Annotated in this window: 15 protein-coding genes and 1 tRNA gene; 11 read left to right on the top strand and 5 right to left on the bottom strand. The window is 68.1% G+C overall.

Annotation, left to right across the window (positions count from 1 at the left end):
• The 5 genes from MCHUDSM44219_RS17595 to MCHUDSM44219_RS17575 form a co-directional block, all read left to right on the top strand.
• Nucleotides 1-3,970, top strand: a 3,970-nt coding sequence (locus MCHUDSM44219_RS17595; protein WP_048419545.1) for a beta-ketoacyl synthase N-terminal-like domain-containing protein, incomplete at its 5' end; no start/stop codon positions are given.
• 22 nt (nt 3,971-3,992) lie between these two features.
• Nucleotides 3,993-4,385 (top strand): holo-ACP synthase AcpS, encoded by a 393-nt coding sequence (gene acpS, locus MCHUDSM44219_RS17590; protein WP_063840659.1) that lies wholly within the window; start codon nt 3,993-3,995, stop codon nt 4,383-4,385.
• A 21-nt stretch (nt 4,386-4,406) separates the two neighbouring features.
• The gene (locus MCHUDSM44219_RS17585) at nt 4,407-5,747 is read left to right on the top strand and encodes a dipeptidase (RefSeq protein WP_048419543.1); all 1,341 of its coding nucleotides are present in this window, start codon (nt 4,407-4,409) and stop codon (nt 5,745-5,747) included.
• Between the two features lie 64 nt (nt 5,748-5,811).
• Complete coding sequence (locus MCHUDSM44219_RS17580) at nt 5,812-7,206, top strand: MBL fold metallo-hydrolase RNA specificity domain-containing protein (protein WP_048419542.1); 1,395 nt, start codon at nt 5,812-5,814, stop codon at nt 7,204-7,206.
• A 173-nt stretch (nt 7,207-7,379) separates the two neighbouring features.
• The gene (locus tag MCHUDSM44219_RS17575) at nt 7,380-7,757 is read left to right on the top strand and encodes a hypothetical protein (protein ID WP_048419541.1); all 378 of its coding nucleotides are present in this window, start codon (nt 7,380-7,382) and stop codon (nt 7,755-7,757) included.
• Here MCHUDSM44219_RS17575 and bcp read toward each other — a convergent pair.
• Complete coding sequence (gene bcp, locus MCHUDSM44219_RS17570; protein WP_048419540.1) at nt 7,734-8,207, bottom strand: thioredoxin-dependent thiol peroxidase; 474 nt, start codon at nt 8,205-8,207, stop codon at nt 7,734-7,736. The two genes, MCHUDSM44219_RS17575 and bcp, sit on opposite strands and share 24 nt — an antisense overlap.
• Before the next feature lie 105 nt (nt 8,208-8,312).
• Here bcp and MCHUDSM44219_RS17565 point away from each other — a divergent pair, with 105 nt between their 5' ends.
• From MCHUDSM44219_RS17565 to htpG, 4 genes are all read left to right on the top strand, one after another.
• A complete protein-coding gene (locus tag MCHUDSM44219_RS17565; RefSeq protein WP_048419554.1) occupies nt 8,313-8,537 on the top strand; it encodes a DUF3618 domain-containing protein in 225 nt (74 codons plus the stop codon).
• A gap of 517 nt (nt 8,538-9,054) precedes the next feature.
• Nucleotides 9,055-9,444 carry a hypothetical protein gene (locus MCHUDSM44219_RS17560; protein ID WP_048419539.1) on the top strand — a complete coding sequence of 130 codons (390 nt, stop codon included), beginning with the start codon at nt 9,055-9,057 and terminating at the stop codon, nt 9,442-9,444.
• Between the two features lie 130 nt (nt 9,445-9,574).
• On the top strand, nt 9,575-10,285 hold the full coding sequence (locus MCHUDSM44219_RS17555) for an MspA family porin (protein ID WP_413783620.1): 711 nt from the start codon (nt 9,575-9,577) through the stop codon (nt 10,283-10,285).
• Nucleotides 10,286-10,354: 69 nt separating this feature from the next.
• Entirely contained in the window at nt 10,355-12,286 is a 1,932-nt protein-coding gene (htpG, locus tag MCHUDSM44219_RS17550; protein WP_048419537.1) for a molecular chaperone HtpG, read from the top strand.
• A 12-nt stretch (nt 12,287-12,298) separates the two neighbouring features.
• Here the strand turns inward: htpG and MCHUDSM44219_RS17545 are convergent, their stop codons facing one another.
• The 3 genes from MCHUDSM44219_RS17545 to MCHUDSM44219_RS17535 form a co-directional block, all read right to left on the bottom strand.
• Nucleotides 12,299-12,904, bottom strand: coding sequence for a Rossmann-fold NAD(P)-binding domain-containing protein (locus MCHUDSM44219_RS17545; RefSeq protein WP_048419536.1), 606 nt, complete (start codon nt 12,902-12,904; stop codon nt 12,299-12,301).
• Nucleotides 12,905-13,024: 120 nt separating this feature from the next.
• The gene (locus MCHUDSM44219_RS17540) at nt 13,025-14,254 is read right to left on the bottom strand and encodes a serine hydrolase domain-containing protein (protein WP_048419535.1); all 1,230 of its coding nucleotides are present in this window, start codon (nt 14,252-14,254) and stop codon (nt 13,025-13,027) included.
• Between the two features lie 85 nt (nt 14,255-14,339).
• Nucleotides 14,340-14,415, bottom strand: a tRNA-Lys gene (locus MCHUDSM44219_RS17535).
• A gap of 157 nt (nt 14,416-14,572) precedes the next feature.
• Between MCHUDSM44219_RS17535 and MCHUDSM44219_RS17530 the strand changes: the two genes are divergently transcribed.
• Entirely contained in the window at nt 14,573-15,793 is a 1,221-nt protein-coding gene (locus MCHUDSM44219_RS17530) for a L,D-transpeptidase (RefSeq protein ID WP_048419534.1), read from the top strand.
• Here MCHUDSM44219_RS17530 and MCHUDSM44219_RS17525 read toward each other — a convergent pair.
• Complete coding sequence (locus MCHUDSM44219_RS17525) at nt 15,790-16,812, bottom strand: AraC family transcriptional regulator (protein WP_048419533.1); 1,023 nt, start codon at nt 16,810-16,812, stop codon at nt 15,790-15,792. The two genes, MCHUDSM44219_RS17530 and MCHUDSM44219_RS17525, sit on opposite strands and share 4 nt — an antisense overlap.
• A 209-nt stretch (nt 16,813-17,021) precedes the next feature.
• Between MCHUDSM44219_RS17525 and MCHUDSM44219_RS17520 the strand changes: the two genes are divergently transcribed.
• A complete protein-coding gene (locus MCHUDSM44219_RS17520) occupies nt 17,022-17,582 on the top strand; it encodes a 2,4'-dihydroxyacetophenone dioxygenase family protein (RefSeq protein ID WP_048419532.1) in 561 nt (186 codons plus the stop codon).
• The last annotated feature ends 13 nt before the right edge of the window (nt 17,583-17,595 follow it).

The raw sequence follows: 17,595 nt of genomic DNA, 5'->3' as shown, positions 1-17,595 counted from the left end.
GGAGGCGGCGCCCGCCGCGCCCGCTCCGGCGGCCGCGCCCAGCGGCGGGCCCCGGCCCGACGATCTGACCTTCGACGCATCGGACGCCACGATGGCGCTCATCGCGCTGTCGGCCAAGATCCGCATCGACCAGATCGAGCCGCTGGACTCCATCGAGTCGATCACCGACGGTGCGTCGTCGCGGCGCAACCAGATGCTCGTCGACCTCGGATCGGAGCTGAACCTCGGCGCGATCGACGGTGCCGCAGAAGCGGATCTGGCCGGGCTGAAGTCTCAGGTCACCAAGCTGGCCCGGACGTACAAGCCGTTCGGCCCGGTGCTCGCCGATGCGATCAACGACCAGTTGCGGACGGTCTTCGGGCCGTCGGGCAAGCGACCGGCCTACCTCACCGAGCGGGTCACCAAGACCTGGGAGCTGGGCGAGGGCTGGGCCAAGCACGTCACCGTCGAGGTGGCGCTGGGCACCCGTGAGGGGTCCAGTGTCCGCGGTGGGGCGCTGGGCGGTCTGCACGACGGTGCGCTGGCCGACGCTGCCAGCGTGGACAAGACGATCGACGCCGCCGTGGCGGCCGTGGCGGCGCGTCACGGTGTGTCGGTGGCGCTGCCCTCGGCCGGGGGCGCCGGCGGCGGTGTCGTCGACTCGGCCGCGCTCGGTGAGTTCGCCGAGCAGGTCACCGGTCCCGACGGTGTGCTCGCATCGGCGGCGCGCACGATCCTCGATCAGCTGGGCCTGGGCGACCCGTTCGTCACGCCGGAGTCGTCCGCGGACGCGGAGCTCATCGACCTGGTCACCGCCGAACTGGGGTCGGACTGGCCGCGTCTGGTCGCGCCGTCGTTCGACGCCCGCAAGGCGGTGCTCCTCGACGACCGGTGGGCCAGTGCCCGTGAGGATCTCGTCAAGATCTGGCTGATGGAGCCCGACGAGGTCGAGGCGCAATGGTCTCGCCTGGCAGAGCGTTTCGAAGGCGCCGGCCACGTGGTCGGCACCCAGGCGACGTACTGGCAGGGCAAGGCGCTCGCGGCGGGACGCACCATCCACGCGTCGCTGTACGCCCGCGCTGCCGCGGGAGCGGAGAATCCGGGCAAGGGCTGCTACAGCGACGAGGTCGCGGTCGTCACGGGTGCCTCGAAGGGCTCGATCGCCGCGTCGGTGGTGGCTCAGCTGCTCGCCGGCGGTGCGACCGTCATCGCGACGACGTCCAAGCTCGACGACTCGCGGCTCGGCTTCTACCGCAACCTCTACCGGGACAACGCGTGCTTCGGCGCCAAGCTGTGGGTGCTGCCGGCGAACATGGCCTCCTACAACGACATCGACGCGCTGGTCGAGTGGGTCGGCACCGAGCAGACCGAGAGCCTCGGGCCCAAATCGATCCACATCAAGGACGCGCTGTCGCCGACCTTGCTGTTCCCCTTTGCCGCGCCTCGCGTGGGCGGCGACCTCTCCGACGCCGGTGCGCGTTCGGAGATGGAGATGAAAGTCCTGCTGTGGGCCGTGCAGCGGCTGATCGCCGGGCTGTCCCACATCGGTGCGGACCGGGACATCGCGGCCCGACTGCACGTGGTGCTGCCGGGATCGCCCAACCGGGGCATGTTCGGCGGCGACGGTGCCTACGGCGAGGCCAAGGCGGCGCTGGACGCGGTGGTGTCGCGCTGGAAGGCCGAGACCTCGTGGGCGCAGCGGGTCAGCCTGGCGCACGCGCTGATCGGGTGGACCCGTGGCACCGGGCTGATGGGCCACAACGACGTCATCGTCGATGCGGTCGAAGAAGCCGGGGTGACCACCTACTCGACCGAGCAGATGGCGAGCATGCTGCTCGACCTGTGCGACGTCGAGACGAAGGTCGCGGCGGCCCGGGAGCCCGTGCAGGCCGACCTGACCGGCGGACTGGCCGAGGCCGATCTCGACCTGTCGGAGCTGGCCGCCAAGGCCCGTGACGACGCCGCGGCGGCGCCTGCCGAGTCGGAGTCCGAGGAAGAGGCTGCCGGCCATACGATTTCGGCCCTGCCGTCCCCGCCGCGTCCCGCCCCGGCGGCTCCGGCTCCGGAGTGGGCCGACCTCGACGTCGACCCGGCCGATCTCATCGTCATCGTCGGCGGTGCCGAACTGGGCCCGTACGGCTCGTCGCGCACCCGCTTCGAGATGGAGGTCGACAACGAGCTGTCCGCGGCCGGCGTGCTCGAGCTGGCCTGGACTACCGGACTGATCACGTGGGAGGACGACCCCCAACCGGGTTGGTACGACACGGAATCCGGTGAGCTCGTCGAGGAGTCCGAGCTGGTCGAGCGTTACCACGACACCGTGGTCGAGCGCTGCGGCATCCGTGAGTTCGTCGACGACGGTGCGATCGACCCCGATCACGCCTCGCCGCTGCTGGTCAGTGTGTTCCTGGACAAGGACTTCCGGTTCGTGGTCTCCAGCGAGGCCGACGCGCGGGCGTTCGTCCAGTTCGACCCGGAGCACACTGTCGCCCGGCCGATCCCGGACAGCGGTGACTGGGAGGTGATTCGCAAGGCGGGCACCGAGATTCGCGTACCGCGCAAGACCAAGCTGTCGCGGACCGTGGGCGCTCAGATCCCGACCGGGTTCGATCCGACGGTGTGGGGCATCAGCCCCGACATGGCGACCTCGATCGACCGGGTGGCGCTGTGGAACATCGTGGCGACCGTGGACGCGTTCCTGTCGTCGGGCTTCACCCCGGCCGAGCTGATGCGGTGGGTGCACCCGAGCCTGGTGGCCTCCACGCAGGGCACCGGCATGGGCGGGATGACCTCGATGCAGACGATGTACCACGGAAACCTGCTGGGCCGCAGCAAGCCCAACGACATCCTGCAGGAGGTGCTGCCCAACGTCGTTGCGGCACACGTCATGCAGTCCTATGTCGGCGGCTACGGCGCGATGGTGCACCCGGTGGGTGCCTGTGCGACGGCGGCGGTCTCGGTCGAGGAAGGCGTCGACAAGATCCGCCTCGGCAAGGCCGAGCTGGTCGTGGCGGGCGGCTTCGACGACCTGACGCTCGAGGCGATCATCGGCTTCGGTGACATGGCGGCCACCGCCGACACTGAGACGATGCGCGCCAAGGGCATCAGCGATTCGAAGATCTCCCGGGCCAACGACCGGCGCCGGCTGGGCTTCCTGGAGGCCGAGGGCGGCGGCACGATCCTGCTGGCCCGCGGTGATCTGGCGGTGAAGATGGGTCTGCCGGTGCTCGCGGTGGTCGCGTACGCGCAGTCGTTCGCCGATGGCGTGCACACCTCGATCCCGGCACCCGGTCTCGGCGCGCTGGGCGCCGGGCGCGGCGGCAGGGACTCGGTGCTGGCGCGCTCGCTCGCCAAGCTGGGCGTGGGTGCCGACGACATCGCGGTGATCTCCAAGCACGACACCTCGACGCTGGCCAACGACCCCAACGAGACCGAGCTGCACGAGCGGCTCGCGGCCTCGCTGGGCCGGTCCGACGGGGCGCCGCTGTTCGTGATCAGCCAGAAGAGCCTGACCGGTCACGCCAAGGGCGGTGCCGCGGTCTTCCAGATGATCGGGCTGTGCCAGGTCCTGCGCGACGGCGTCATCCCGCCGAACCGCAGCCTGGACTGTGTCGACGACGAGTTGGCGACCTCGGCGCACTTCGTGTGGCCGCGGGAGACGCTGCGGCTGGGCGAGAAGTACCCGCTCAAGGCCGGTCTCGTGACCAGCCTCGGGTTCGGTCACGTCTCGGGCCTGATCGCGCTGGTGCATCCGCAGGCGTTCCTGGCCACGCTGAATCCCGAGCAGCGGGCGGCCTACACCGCCCAGGCCCAGGAGCGCACGCTGGCCGGTCAGCGCAGGCTGGCCTCGGCGATCGCGGGCGGACGGCCTCTCTACGAGCGGCCCGCCGACCGGCGTTTCGACCACGACCAGCCGGAGAAGGCGCAGGAAGCGGCCATGCTGCTGGACGCGACGTCGCGACTCGGAGAGAACGGCGTGTATCAGCGGTGACCCGTGAGATAGCGTGCTGGCCGTGGGCATCGTCGGGATAGGCATCGACCTCGTTTCCATCCCGGAGTTCGCCGAGCAGGTGGACCGGCCGGGCACGGTGTTCGCGGAGACGTTCACGCCAGGGGAGCGGCGCGACGCCGCCGACAAGAGTTCGTCGGCGGCGCGCCACCTCGCGGCGCGGTGGGCGGCCAAGGAGGCCGTGATCAAGGCGTGGTCGGGGTCGCGGTTCTCCAAGAGGCCGGTGCTTCCCGAGGCGATCCACCGGGACATCGAGGTGGTCACCGACATGTGGGGCCGTCCCCGGGTCCGGCTCTCGGGTGCGGTCGCCGAGCACCTCAAAGAGGTGACGATCCATCTGTCGCTGACCCACGAGGCCGACACCGCCGCGGCGGTCGCGATCCTCGAGGAGCGGTAGCGGGGCACTACCCTCGTCGCTATGAGTGATCTCGTCCAGCGCGTGCGCGACGTGCTGCCGTCGGTGCGGGCCGATCTCGAGGACCTGGTGCGTATCGAGTCCGTCTGGGCCGATCCGCAGCGCCGCCCGGAGGTGCAGCGCAGTGCCGAGGCGGTGTCGAAGCTGTTGTCCGACGCGGGTTTCGGCGATGTCCGGATCGTCGCTGAGGGCGGGGCGCCCGCGGTCATCGCCCGCCATCCCGCGCCCGCCGGGGCGCCGACGGTGCTGTTGTACGCCCATCACGACGTGCAGCCCGAAGGCGACGCCACCGCATGGCGGTCCGCCCCCTTCGAACCCACCGAACGCGACGGCCGGCTCTACGGTCGGGGCACCGCCGACGACAAGGCCGGCATCGCCACGCATCTGGCGGCCTTCCGCGCCCACGGCGGCGAACCCCCGGTCGGGGTGACCGTCTTCGTCGAGGGGGAGGAGGAGTCGGGGTCGCCCTCACTGTCGCGGCTGCTGGCCGCGCACAAGGACGCGTTGGCCGCCGACGTGATCGTGATCGCCGACTCCGACAACTGGAGTACCGACACCCCGTCGCTGACCGTCTCGCTGCGGGGGCTCGCCGACTGCGTGGTCGAGGTCGCGACCCTCGATCACGGACTGCACTCGGGCATGTGGGGCGGTGTCGCGCCCGACGCTCTCACTGTTCTGGTGCGCCTGCTCGCCAGCCTCCACGACGACGACGGGAACGTCGCGGTGAAGGGGCTGCACGAGTCCGTCGCCGCCGACGTCGAATACACCCCCGAGCGGGTGCGCGCCGACACCGGGTTGCTCGACGGGGTGCGCGAGATCGGTACGGGGTCAGTGGCGCAACGACTTTGGGCCAAGCCCGCGATCACCGTGATCGGCATCGACACCACCCCGATCGGCGCGTCGTCGAACACGCTCATCCCATCGGCGCGGGCGAAGGTGAGCATGCGCGTCGCCCCGGGCGGCGACGCCGCGGAACATCTGGCGGCACTGACCCGTCATCTGAAACAGCACGCGCCGTGGGGTGCGCGCGTCACCGTCACGCCCGGCGACGTCGGCCAGCCGTACGCCATCGACGTCAGCGGACCGGTGTACGACGCGGCGCGGGAGGCATTTCGGGAGGCGTGGGGCGCGGACGCCGTCGACACCGGTGTCGGAGGTTCCATCCCGTTCATCGCCGCGTTCGCCGGCGCGTTCCCGGACGCCAAGATCCTGGTGACCGGTGTGGAGGATCCGGACACCCAGGCGCACAGCATCAACGAGAGCCTGCACCTGGGTGTGCTGGAGCGGGCGGCGACCGCCGAGGCGCTGCTGCTCGAGAAGCTCGGCTCGGACCGGCGGCGATGACGCCGACGCCGGCGATCCGTCCAAGCTGACCCGCACCCCCGCCTGCGTCGGCGAGACTGACCGCATGTTCACCGGTGACGGCCCAGAGTCGCGTACCGACCTCACGCTGCGCAGCCTGGGCGGTGTCAGCACGGTGACGGGTTCTCGACATCTGCTGGAAAGCGCCGGTCGACGCATCCTGGTCGACTGCGGTCTGTTCCAGGGGGTGAAGAACCTTCGTGAGCTCAACTGGGCTCCGCCGGCCGTAGACCCCGCGACCATCGATGCGGTCGTCATCACCCATGCTCACCTCGATCACACGGGCTACCTCCCCAGGCTCGTACGCGGGGGGTTCCGCGGGCCCATCGTCTCCACCGCCGCGACCGCGGCGGTGAGCGACATCATTCTGAGCGACAGCGCCAGGCTGCAGGAGCGTGACGCCGAATTCCTCAACAGGCATCACGCGACGAAACATCATCCGGCCTTGCCGCTCTATGACAGCGAGGACGTGCGGCGAACCCTCGAGTTGTTCGAGACGCACCCGTTCGGCCGAGAGGTGACCCTGCCGGACGACGGACCGGTGGTGACGTTCCGGCGGGCAGGCCACATCCTCGGGGCCGCGACTGTGGACGTGTGGTGGGAAGGTCGCCGGATCGTCTTCACCGGCGACCTGGGCCGTTACGACGATCCGGTGATGCTGCAACCGGAGCCCGTCCCCGCGGCTGATTACCTGGTGATGGAGTCCACGTACGGTGACCGCGAGCACGCGCGGGGCGACCCTGCCGACACCCTGGCCGAGATCATCGATTCGACGGTGGACCGCTCGGGAACCGTGGTGATTCCGGCTTTTGCGGTGGGTCGGGCCCAGACGCTGCTGTACTACCTGTGGCAGCTGCGCTCGACGGGGAGGTTGCCGGAGATCCCGGTGTATCTGGACAGTCCGATGGCGATCAACGCCAGCGAGCTGCTGCGCACCTACCAGAACGATCACCGGTTGGCGCCTGAGGTGTACGAGGCGATGTGCGCCATGGCCACTTATACCCGGGAGGCTGGGGAGTCGATGAAGATCTCCGCCGACCGGGAGCCGAAGATCGTCATGTCAGCCAGCGGTATGGCTACCGGCGGCCGAATCCTGCACCATCTCAAGGCGTTTGCCCCGGATCCGCGCAACACGATCGTGCTGACCGGCTACCAGGTTCCGGGCACTCGCGGCCGGGCGATCGCCGACGGGGATCGATACATCCGGATCCACGGCGAGTGGATCCCGGTCAACGCGCAGGTCGCGAATATGAAGATGCTCTCCGCACACGCCGACGCCGACGAGCTCATCCGGTGGGCATCGCAGATCGGCACGGCACCTCGCCGGGTGTTCGTCGTGCACGGCGAACCTCAGCCCGCGGACACCATGCGGCTCCGGCTGGACCGTCAGTTCGGCTGGCCCGCCACGGTTCCCAGGATGAATCAGCGCTTTGATCTGTGACCGAGCTGCCGAGGCGGCGGCCCAGACCGGAAGGTCGGGCCTTGGCTTGGTCATATGTCCGGCGGCGCGGATGTTGTCGTCCGCCACGTCGAGAAGCCGAGCGCGGGCGTGGGGTAGTCGCGCCAGTCTGAGAAGGCCTGCCTGCGGGTCGCCAGCCCCCATAAGATGCGGTCATGGCCGACGACGTGCAGTCACCGGACGGCGCGTGGTGGACGGTGCGCCGCCGGTGGGTGCCGAGGCTGGATAAGGACAACGCCCTCGGCGGGCTCTCCCTGATGGACCGGAACGACAGAGACGTCCTCTTCATCGCCACGCTGATCGCCGTGCCGCTCATGGTGGTGATGTTGCCGTTGTCGTTCGCCGCGAAGCTGTCCGGGCTGCAGCGATGGGAAATCGAGATCGAGCGCGACGAGGAGTGGCTGGCCACCGAGAAGGTCCGCGGCTGGTCCGCCTCCGTCGACCGAATCGAGTCGATCACCGCCGAGGTGCGCGCGGGAACCTATCCAGCAGGAGCGCCGAAGCCCGGATCAGACCGAAAGGTCGCGCCGTAGCTTCGCCACGTGGCCGGTGGCGCGAATGTTGTACTGCGCCACCTCGATCTTGCCCTTCTCGTCGACGACGAAGGTGGAGCGGATCACGCCCTGCACGGTCTTGCCGTACATCGTCTTCTCCCCGTAGGCACCCCACGCCTGCAGCACACTGCGGTCTGGATCCGACAGCAGCGGGAAGGTGAGCTGCTCCTTGTCGCGGAACTTCGCGAGCTTCTCGGGCTTGTCGGGTGAGATGCCCACGACATCCAGGCCCGCGTCGTTGAGTTCGGCGAGGTTGTCGCGGAAGTCGCACGCCTCCTTGGTGCAGCCCGGGGTGGAGGCTGCCGGGTAGAAGTACACGATGACTTTGCGGCCTTTGTAGTCCGAGAGCTTGACGGTGTTGCCGTCGGCGTCGGGAAGGCTGAACGCAGGCGCTGTGTCGCCCGCCTCGAGCCGGGGTGTCTGCGGCATGGGTCGTGGTCTCCTGTTGATCTGTGACCGGGCGCTGCGGTGCGCGCTCGCTGAACTAGGGTAGTGCGGCAAGACAAGGGCGGGCGCAAACAGGCGGAGGCATACGTGGCGGATCGTGATCCCGACACCATCAAGGCCGAGATCGACGAGGCACGCGATCAGCTGGCCTTGACCGTCGATTCGTTGGCGTCGCGGGCGAACCCGCGGCGGCTCGCCGACGATCTGAAGGCCGGCGTGGTGCGCTTCGTCAAGCGACCGCCGGTGGCCATCACGTTGGCGGGGGTCGGCGTTCTGGTGCTCGTCGTGACCGTGCGGCGCGCTCGCCGCTGACGCAGTCAGCGACGACGGGCCGAGCGCAACCAGTCGGACAGGGAGAAACCGGGCGGGTTCGCGACGCGTCCGAGCCGGTTGCAGCTGTGGATCAGCACCGGGCGAGGTGCAGCGGTGTCCTCGGCTGAATCGTCTGTCGCGATCTCCGGCGACACCGGTTCCGCCAGCCCTGACATCAGCTAATTTCCTCGTTTCGTGCCGCGGAGGTCGCTCCGGACGGCGCCTGTGCATAACAGCTAACGGAACAGTAGCACCGACTTTGCTCTTTGCCCAGCGCAACCGCTATCTTTTCGACGGGCGCGTTGAATGCCGTTACCGTGGGTCTCGGCTGACGCCCGTAGCTATTGTGGCCCGAGCGGTGACTTCTAGCACATCCATCGCCGCTCAGGTGCGTTTACGCGAAGATTTTTCAAGATCGTCAATTAGCGGGACCGGCGAACGGCGGGAGAGAGGGTCGCGAGATCGTCGAGCGTGTCCTCTACGCTGACGGCTGACCCACGAGCAAAGGAGACACGCGATGGCGTGGTTTCTCGCCCTGCAGGGCCCGTCCCAACCGAGTCACCAGGCTTCGGTGTACGAGCTGCAGGATCTGACCGACGTCGATCAACTCGCGCAGGAGCTCGTCAGCGCCGTCACCCTCGACCGTGTGGTGCCGATCCCGGCGATGCTGCCGCAGAACAACCGCAAGCGGCAGAAGGTCACCCTCTACGTGCGGCCCGCCGCCTGGGCGATGTGGACGTTCTACGAGCTGAGCGAGGACGACCGCCGCGCCCTGATGAAGGACAACCCGCTCGTGCAGGCCATCCAGCAGCATCAGCAGCAGCACGTCGGACAGCCCGGCGGGCAGCCCGGCGCGCAGGTCAATCCTTTGCTCGGGCAGCAGGGGCCGGGTGCGCCGCGGCGATGAGCCGGCATCTCATCACTTTCCGGTAGGTCCGTCGTCGTGACGCTGTAGGTTCTCAGGTCACGTCCGAACCATCGCTGGACCGAAGAGGTGTTCTGTGCGGCTCCCGTTCCTCGCCCTGCCGGCCGGCTGGTTGCTGCTCGGCGCGCTGTGGTCTCCGGCGGCCGCCGCCCAACCCGACGTCGCACCGGTGACACCCGAGCAGCCGGTTGTGGCCGCCGCCGCCGATCCCACCGCCGCGCCCGTCGACGCACCTCCGGAGGGCGCCGTCGTGTCGCCGCCCCCGGCGACCACCAAGAGCCCGGACGGCTGGACGCTCACCGTGGGCGCCAAGGACGAGACGCAGAAGATCATCGCGCCGCTGACGACGGCGGTGTCGTCCCGCGAGTACGAGGTCGGCGGCGTCTTCACCGGATCGATGTCCGGTCCCGACGAGGACGCACCGCCTCGGGGCGTCCTCGAGGTCGGCTACCAGATCGGGTGCGGGATCGACATGAGCACCTCCAACGGTGTCTCGCTGACGGGCACCGCCGGCATCAACTCGTCGCTCGGCATTCTGGGCACCGACGTCATCTCACCGTTTCCCGAAGGCGTCCTGCCGGGCGTGGGCGGGAACTTGGGCGGCGGCATCACGATCGGTCTCAAGCCGGGCATCATCAACATGGTCAAGGTGACCGAGAAGCAGTTCGTCGGCGCGGACCCGTGGGTCATGGTGGCCGGCTTCCGCATCAAGATCGACGGCTGCGTCGGTGAGTCGTTCATCCGCTCGTATGCGGTGCTGACCCGCTCGACCGACGTCTCGGACGCGGTGCTGGCGTACTACGGCGAGACGAAGAAGGTCTGAACCGACCCGCCCCGGTCCGGCGCCGCGGCGTCTCGCTACATTCGTGCACGAGAGCGAGGAGGGAGTCTCATGAACGCGACGGTCGAGCAGTTCGAATTCCAGGCCGAGGCACGGCAATTGCTGGATCTGATGATCCACTCGGTCTACTCGAACAAGGATTCTTTTCTGCGGGAGTTGATCTCGAACGCCTCGGACGCGCTGGACAAGCTGCGGCTGGAGGCCTTCCGCAACAAGGACCTGGACGTCGACACCTCGGATCTGCACATCGTCATCGACGCTGACAAGGAGGCGCGCACGCTCACGGTGCGCGACAACGGCATCGGCATGACCCGGGACGAGGTCGTTGATCTGATCGGCACGCTCGCCAAGTCGGGAACCGCGCGCGTCCGTCAGCAGTTGCGCGAGGCCGAGACCGCCGGCGCCGCCGATGCGTTGATCGGTCAGTTCGGTATCGGCTTCTACTCGGTGTTCATGGTGGCCGACCGGGTCGAGCTGCTCACCCGCAAGGCCGGCGAGAGCGAGGCCACCAGGTGGGAGTCGAGCGGGGACGGCACGTACACCATCGCCTCCGTCGACGATGCCCCGCAGGGGACGTCGGTGACGTTGCACCTCAAGCCCGAAGACGCCGAGAACGAACTGCACGATTACACGGCGGAGTGGACGCTGCGCAATCTCGTGAAGAAGTACTCGGACTTCATCGCCTGGCCCATCCGGATGGACGTCGAACGACGCAGCCCCGCGGACGACGAGGGCGGCGAAGAAACCGTGACGGTCGAAGCCGAGACGCTCAACTCGATGAAGGCGCTGTGGGCGCGATCCAAAGACGAGGTCTCCGAAGAGGAGTACGCGGAGTTCTACAAGCACATCGCCCACGCCTGGGACGACCCGCTCGAGGTCATCGCGATGAAGGCCGAGGGCACCTTCGAATACCAGGCCCTGCTGTTCATCCCGTCGCACGCCCCGTTCGATCTGTTCACCCAGGACGCCCACGTCGGCATCCAGCTCTACGTCCGGCGCGTGTTCATCATGGGCGACTGCGACCAGCTGCTCCCGCAGTACCTGCGCTTCGTCAAGGGGGTCGTCGACGCGTCGGACATGTCGCTCAACGTGTCCCGCGAGATCCTGCAGCAGGACCGTCAGGTCAAGGCGATCCGTCGCCGACTGACCAAGAAGGTGCTCTCGACGATCGCGGATCTGCAGTCCGAGCGTCCCGAGGACTACCGCACCTTCTGGACGCAGTTCGGCAGGGTCGTCAAGGAAGGCCTGCTGTCGGACTTCGACAACCGGGACGCGCTGCTGCGCGTGTGCTCGTTCGCCTCCACGCGCAGCGACGATGAGGCCACCACGCTCGCCGGCTACGTCGAGCGCATGAAGGACGGCCAGGACCAGATCTTCTACGCCACCGGCGACACCCGGGAGCAGATCCTGCGGTCACCGCACCTCGAGGCGTTCAAAGCCAAGGGGTACGAGGTGCTCCTGCTGACCGACCCGGTCGACGAGGTGTGGGTGCAGAACGTCCCCGAGTTCGACGGCAAGGCGCTGCAATCGGTGGCGCGCGGCGAGGTGGACCTCGAGTCCGAGGAGGAGAAGTCGGCACACGAGGCCGAGCGTGAAGAGCAGGAGAAGCAGTTCGCCGATCTGATCAGCTGGTTGAAGGAGACGCTGGGCGAGCACGTCAAGGACGTCCGCCTGTCGGCCCGGCTGACCGAGTCGCCGGCCTGCCTGATCACCGACGCCTTCGACATCACGCCGGCTCTCGCGCGTCTCTATCGGGCGTCCGGGCAGGAGGTCCCGGCCACCAAGCGGATCCTCGAGCTGAACCCGGACCATCCGCTTGTCACCGGATTGCGGCGGGCCCACGGTGAGCGGGCGCAGGACCCGGACGTGGCCGAGGCGGCCGAGTTGCTCTATGGCACAGCGGTTCTGGCTGAAGGTGGCGCCCTCGACGATCCCGCGCGGTTCGCCGACCTGCTCGCCGCCCGGCTGGCCCGGACGCTGTGAGCTCGGCGACCGTCAGGCCGTCATGAGGTAGTGCGTCCCGCCGACGCAGACGAGACCCGGCGGGGTGCGGGTGGTCACCGCGGCGACGACCGCACCGGTGAGCTCGTGCACCGACGTCGCGGAATGGATGCCGCTCCCGGTCCTCTCGCTGGACACCACGCTGAGGTGGATGCCGTGGCGTCCGAGCTGTGAGCGCATCGCGTACAGGGCGGTTTCGCCGGCGCGCATGCTCGCCACCGCTGCGGTGCAGCCCTTGGGTACCGCCTTGTGGGGGAAGAAGTGCGCCTGATGACTGGTGACGTAGACGATGCGGGCGCCGGGGGACATCAGGGGCATCGCCAGCGAGACCAGTGCGCGGTGCTTTTCGTGGAATGCGCGCAGCGTGCCGGGATCCTCGCCCGGTAGCGACAGACACTCCGACGCGTCCAACACCAGTGCGTCGAGGTGGCCGTGGTCCGCCGCCACGGTTTCCGTCACGATGCTCGCGTCGGTCTGGTCGTTGTCGGCGCCGGCGATGACGACGTGTCCTCCGGTGCCGCCCATCCGCCGTGCGACCGCCGGACCGAGGCCCCCGGATCCTCCGCTGACCAGGACGACCGGTTCGTATGTCGCAGACATGGCGCACTCCTGTCTGGCCGTAGCCATCGACGATGCGCCCCAGCCTAGCGCGTTCTTAAGAAAAATAAGATCAACTTAAGGTTGCATTAAGGAGACATGCGTCTCTCGAGGAGGGCCGGTCTACCGCGGCGGCGGTATGGGCGGTGCGTCCTCGGGCGCCAGCTCGGCTCCGATCGACCGGAACAGCGCCTCGGCCGCGTTGGTGTAGTCACCGTCGGCGCTGAACGCCGCGGGAGCGAAGGTGGTGGCGACGGCGATCGCGATTTTCCGGGCGGGCAGGTAGGCCGCCACCGCGGCATAACCGCTGAACATCGGGTTCTGCAGCAGCCAGTCGCCGGAGATGACGATGCCGAGCCCGTAGGTGTAGCCCTCGGTCATCGGAGCGCACGTGCTGCACCCCGGCTGACTTCGCGTGCGGCCGCGCAGGTCGGTGGACACCATCATCCGGTAGGACTCGGGGTCGAGCAGCCGGCCCGACCCGATGCCCGCGGCGGTCGCCTCGAGGTCGTCGATGTTCGTCGTCTGAATGGCGCCGTGGGTGATGGTCCAGGACGGATTCCAGAACGTGGACTCCTCGTAGAACGGTTGGTTCGGCGGTATCCCGAGCGCCGCGCGCCGCTCGGAGGTGAACGCATGCAGCACGGGTGACGGTATCGCCGCACTCTCGGATGCGACGGTGTCGGTCAGGCCCAACGGCTGCAGGACTCGCTCGGCCAGCAGGTCCGACATCGGGCGGCCGGTCGCCTTCTCCAGTGCCAGGCCGAGCAGCACGTAGTTCGTGTGCGCGTAGTTCCAATTGGTGCCCGGCTCGTAGAGCAGCGGCTTGTCGACTGCGAAGGCGAGCAGTTCGTCGGTGGTCCAGTTGCGGAACGGGTCGGCGTACATCGCGTCGTTCATCGCGGTGTTCCCGAGCACGTAGTCGACGTAGCCCGACGTCATGTGGGCGAGTTGACGCAGCGTCACCCGATCGGCGTGCGGTACTTCGGGCAACCACCGGGACAATCGGTCGTCGAGCCCCACGGTGCCGTCGCGGGCGAGCAGGAGCAGCAGCGTCGAGACGTACGAGATCGCCACCGCTCCGTTGCGGAAGTGCATGTCCGGGGTCGCCGGCTCGCCGGTCATGGACTCGCCCACCGCCTCGGTCAGCACCTCGCGCCCGTCGATGGTGACGCGGACGATCGCGGCGTTGAGGTGCGATGTGGCCACGGCGTCGGCCACGATGCGCCTGATCGCGGCCGCCTGGCCCGAAAGATGCTGCGGCGCGGCGGAATTGTCGTTGGGGGCGGGGGCGGGTGCGCAGGCCGTCACCAGCAGGAAGGCTGCGACGGCCAGGCGGCCTGCGGCGGGCATGCCCGCATCATCCACCAGCGCGGGCCGGCGCAGTGGGCAACGGCCCGAGGAGCAAGAAAGCCCCGCCGAGGCGGGGCTTTCACGGTGGTGCGCCGTCAGGGTTTCGAACCCCGGACCCGCTGATTAAGAGTCAGCTGCTCTACCAACTGAGCTAACGGCGCGCGTCGACGACAATAACAGGCCCGCGCCGCAGGACGGAAATCGCCTCGTCGCGGGTTCTTCGGCCCGCAACGTCGCCGTCATGTGAGCAGTCGAAACGCACCGTAGAATCGGCTGCAACAATCCTGGGAACATCCTGTAGACGAGGTGGAGCGAAGTATGAGGCAGGTCAACACGGCGATCCGTGCACGGCGCAGGGTGGCCATGCTGGCGGCCGTCGCGCTGGTCCCTGCGCTCGCGCTGGGCCTGACCGCGTGCGGCGGGGGCAATGAAGCGGCCACACCACAGGTGATCAGCGAAAAAGGCACGCCGTTCGGTGACCTGCTGATTCCCAAGCTGACGTCCTCTGTCAAGGATGGCGCGGTCGGCGTCAGTGTCGACTCCCCGGTGACGGTGAGCGCCGAATTCGGCGTGCTCGGCGCGGTGTCGATGGTCAACGAGGACGGCGAATCCGTGCAGGGCCGGCTGTCGAAGGACGGCCTGACCTGGGAGACCGCTGAACCGCTCGGCTACAACAAGCGCTACACCCTGACCGCGGAGTCGCTCGGTCTCGGCGGTGTCGCCAGTCGCCAGATGTCCTTCGAGACGCACTCGCCGGAGAACCTGACGATGCCCTACGTGCTGCCCGCCGAGGGTGAGGTCGTCGGTGTGGGGCAGCCGGTGGCGGTCCGCTTCGACGAGAACATCACCAACCGCCTCGCCGCGCAGCGGGCGATCAAGGTGAAGACCACCCCCTCGGTCGAGGGCGCGTTCTACTGGCTGAGCAATCGCGAAGTGCGTTGGCGCCCAGCCGAATACTGGAAGCCGGGTACCAAGGTCGAGGTGGCGGTCAACACCTACGGGGTCGACCTCGGGGACGGACTGTTCGGCCAGGAGAACGTCTCGACGAACTTCACCATCGGCGATCAGGTGATAACGACGGTCGACGACAACACCAAGACGTTGACGGTGAGGCGCAACGGTGAGGTGATCAAGTCGATGCCGGTGTCGATGGGCAAGAACAGCACGCCCACCAACAACGGCACCTACATCGTCGGTGACCGCCGGTCGCACATGGTGATGGACTCCTCCACCTACGGTGTGCCGGCAGAGTCGCCCAACGGCTATCGGACCGAGGTCGACTGGGCCACCCAGATCTCCTACAGCGGCATCTACGTGCACGCCGCGCCGTGGTCTGTGGGCAGTCAGGGCTACAGCAATGTCAGCCACGGCTGCATCAACGTGAGTACCAGCAACGGCAAGTGGTTCTACGACAACGCCAAACGCGGCGACATCGTGGAGATCGTCAACACCGTGGGGTCGACGCTGCCGGGCACCGACGGCCTCGGTGACTGGAACATCTCGTGGGACCAGTGGAAAGCGGGCAACGCGAACATCTAGGCGCGGACCGGACTGCGGGGAGGTAAGTGCTCCTGCCGGCGGTACGCGGACGGTCCGCAGCCGAACCAGCGTCGGCACGAGCGGGTCAGGACGCTCTGTTCGGCGTAACCCAACTCGTGGGTGAGATGCGACAGGCTCATGTCCGTCGCGCGCAGATAGTGCTCGGCTGATTCCCTGCGTACCTCGTCGACCAGTCCCGCGAAGGTGACGCCTTCGTCGGCGAGCCTGCGCTGCAGTGTCTTCGGGTGCAGCCGGAACTGCGCGGCGATGACGTCCAGTGACGCGGCACCAGTGGGCAGAAGCTGGCGGACGATCGTGCGGATCGATTGCGCAAGCCCGCTGTCGCGCGCGGTGATGCCGTCGAGGTACTCGACGATGGCGCGGTGGGCCACATCGTCGCGGTGCAATTGCCGGGCGAGATCAGCGCTGCGGACGGTGAAACCTGCGGTGCGCTCGCCGGGATACGGTCTGCAGCCGAAATACCCGAGATAATCCGCCCGAGGCGCCACGAGGGTGTGAGGAAGGTGCACCGACAGTGGTGACCAGTCCGATCCGAGAAAGAACCGCAGGACCTTCAGCGAGACGCCGAGCGCCAATTCGACGCTCTGCGGGCACTGCACCGCCTGCGCGGACAAGAACTCGATCGCGATGAAAGACCGCGACGGATCGTTTCCGGGCATCACCCGGATCGCCAGCGCCGGGCTGTAGGCGGCCATGAAATTGCCGAAGATGGCCAGGGCGACCGCGACGGTGGGCGCCGTGCGCGCAGCAACTCCGACCGGTCCGAGTATCTCGATGCCCTGGCGCTCGGCCAGGCGCCGGCCGAAGTCCACAGTCGCCGTGGCGGACGCAGCGGACTCCACCGCCTGCAGAACGGCGCTGAACGGAATGAAGACGTCGTACTTGCCGACGTCGGCCGGGCGTACGCCGGCGTCGGTCAGCAGGCGCAGTGGATCGCCGCCGAGGTCGGTGACCAGGCTCGGATAGCTCGAGAGCGCCGTCCCGCGGACCACCGACATGTCGCGACAGAGTATCCGCTCGACTGTCGCCCGGCGGCTCGATTCGAGTGTGGCGACATCGGGCCTGCCGTGTCCTCTGGAGTCAAAAAGGTGTCCTGAACTGTCAAGACTCGGCCCCCGTCGGTACGGCACCGTGGGAGTCGGTGGTGAGAAGACGCCGCCGGCTCCGCGGAAGGACCGTGAGAGTTTCCGTCAGACAAGGACATTCGATGACGCTCATCGCCGAACCCACAGCGGCCACCACCAGCTCAGGTGCCGTGCTCCCGCTCGTCGCCCTGCCCCAGACCGAACTTTTGTCGATCAACGAGAGCAGCATTCCGTTGATCACGGACTCCCTCAGCGAGGGCGTGCACGTCAAGCCGTTGCGGCTCGATCTCGAGGCCGGCTGCTGGGTCGTCCTGGCCTCGTTCAGCCCCGGTGCGCAGGTGCCGCTGCACTATCACACCGGCGTCGCCGAGGTGTACACCATGTCGGGCAGCTGGCACTACCTCGAGTACCCCGAGCAGCCGCAGACCGCCGGTTCCTACATGTACGAGCCGGCCGGGTCGGTGCACACGTTCGTCTGCCCGGAGACCAACACCGAAGACACCGTGCTGTTCATCCGTGTCGAGGGCGCCAACATCAACTTCACCGAGGACGGCCAGTTCCATTCGATCCTCGACGCCACGATGATCCGCCACCTCGTCGACGCGCTGGCCGAGCAGCGCGGGCTGGGCCGGCTGAACTACATCGGCGGCGGTGCCACCGGTTTCGTCGCGGACGCCGTCTGATCCGCCGACTGCC

Origin of the sequence: Mycolicibacterium chubuense, assembly GCF_001044255.1 — a bacterium.
Taxonomy (GTDB): Bacteria; Actinomycetota; Actinomycetes; order Mycobacteriales; family Mycobacteriaceae; genus Mycobacterium; species Mycobacterium chubuense.
The sequence above is the reverse complement of the archived record's forward strand: the minus strand, read 5'-3'. Positions and strand labels throughout refer to the sequence as shown.